The sequence below is a fragment of the Synechococcus sp. H55.11 genome (assembly GCF_047462475.1).
Classification (GTDB): domain Bacteria; phylum Cyanobacteriota; class Cyanobacteriia; order Thermostichales; family Thermostichaceae; genus Thermostichus.
In genome coordinates, this window is sequence record NZ_JANSJI010000087.1 from 1 (window position 1) to 1,954 (window position 1,954).

2 protein-coding genes are annotated in these 1,954 nt (G+C 56.9%); both read right to left on the minus strand.

The features are described 5' to 3' along the window. Nucleotides 1-634: 634 nt before the first annotated feature. The gene (locus NW853_RS03985; protein WP_414347899.1) at nt 635-1,078 is read right to left on the minus strand and encodes a hypothetical protein; all 444 of its coding nucleotides are present in this window, start codon (nt 1,076-1,078) and stop codon (nt 635-637) included. 349 nt (nt 1,079-1,427) lie between these two features. After that, a partial coding sequence (locus tag NW853_RS03990) for a hypothetical protein (protein WP_414347901.1) occupies nt 1,428-1,954 on the minus strand: 527 nt, incomplete at its 5' end.

Consider the following 1,954-nt stretch of genomic DNA (forward strand, 5'->3'; position numbering starts at 1 on the left):
GAAGCCAAAACCCCAGAAGCAGTCAATCATCTGCTGGATTGGGCAGCCGGCTTGGTCAACATAGAGGGATAGCTTGGTAGCTCCGCACTTTAGTGCGGGGAAGAAAAGCCCGTAAGCAACTTTAGATGCTTGCCAACGGTGCTCACAGGCAGTATGTCTGTCGATGAGGTGCACCGTTCCCAGGCGAGCACCTACCACGGTGAAAAACCCGACCGGTGACAAACGCCCAGGAGATAGCAACGTCTCAGCCAACCTGCAAGGACTCCGTCCCGCTGACGCGAACAGAAAAGTAAGCAGAACTTTGGCGCCTTGCCTTAAGGAACTGTGTAGCGGCGTCTTGACAGCACCTTTGCGACTCCGTTTCTGGGCTACGTAAGAATTCCTCGCCTCTAGGCGGGGAGAGTGTCAAAACAGCTTCCCACCCCAAATCATCTTTTAAACAGGAGCCGGGGGCGATCGCGGCAGCACCACGGAGCGCCATCCCTAGCTCCCCTCTCCCCCAGGGAGAGGGGGCGGGGGTGAGGGCCCCTGGGAGAGGGGTCGGGGGTGAGGGGGCGGGGGTGGTCGCGCTAGCGGCGCGGAGCGCTTGGGCCCCTGGGAGAGGGGCCGGGGGTGAGGGAATTCTCAACCGACCCTAAATGAAAGTCACAGTAGCTTGGTTAGAAGGTACTGGCGGCGCCCCACTGCTGAAGAGAGTAACTGGGGGATTTATGTAAGTTGCCATCACTGGATTGATCTGTTCCACAGATACAGAAACCACGCAGGAGGAATTCGGAGCCAGAGTTCCACCTTGAAGGGCAATCGTGGTTGAAGGAATTGCTGGTTGTGGTGGAGGGACAGGATTGAAAGGAATGCTGGGGTTTGCCGTGAGCGTGCCACCGCACGTATTTAAAGTAACTACCTTCACTTCAGTAATTCGCAAACCACCTGGCAAAGCATCTACAAAGTTAAGTCCAGACAAAGGTACAGGAGCATTGTTGGTGATGGTAAAGATAACGGCTACAGTGCCGCCTGTTGTTGCTGTGTTAGGGCTAAACTCTTTGGTAAAGGTTGGAGCAGCAAAGGGGGCCGGAGGCAACCCAACAATGCTGGGAGAAGGGTTGGGGCTGGGCAAGGGCGGGATCGTCGGCGCCGAGACGGGAGGGGGCACGAGAGGGCTGGGCTGGGTTGGGGGAGCAGCTCCAACGGGAGGAGTAGCCGGCACTCCCACGCCAGTTCCGCCGGGTTCTACACTTGGGTTTTGCACAGGAAAGATCGGCCCAGGTATAAAGCTGGTTGCATTCTTATCCTTCGCCTGTTGGCAAGCCGTCAGCAAACCAACACAGAGGCAAGCCAAAACCCCAGCCAGCTTTCCGGTTTTCATTCCCTCATCCTCCTGACCTTAAATCTCTCGCAGCAGTTAAACACTGCCCTTAGCCAGCTTCACGCTAGCTAGCCTGAGCGCGTGCCTCTAATCTTAGGGCTTGGCCAAACGAATCGCGAATGACCAGGATCACCAAAATCCTTTCTCCGGCAACAACGTTGGCATTGTAGGCCGCCGGATCAGCCGGGAAGGTAAAGCCATTGGTGAGGGTGATCCCGTCGGTTCGGTCGGCGTAGCTGTTGCCTCGGCCTATGAGCGTATTCCTAAACTGCTCGATGGCTGTCGGCAAGAAAATGCTGGTAATATCTGTGCCGCGGCTGATGTTGAAAAACTGCAGCTCTACGCTGGCAATGACCCCTGGCACCAACAAGCCGCTCAAGGTAACTGTTACAAAAGCGGATCCCACTGGGTTAATCGCAACAGGGTTTTCCGGGGTAGAGGGCAAAAGGTTGAATTGCCCATCTGGAGCTGGCCGTAGACTGGGTGGATCCGGCAGGTCAGGCTGAATGGGTGGCGGCGTGATGGGAGCAAAGTCTGGCCCAGGGCGGAAGGTGATGGGTGTGAGGTTGGGCGAGATCGTGGGGGCCACGG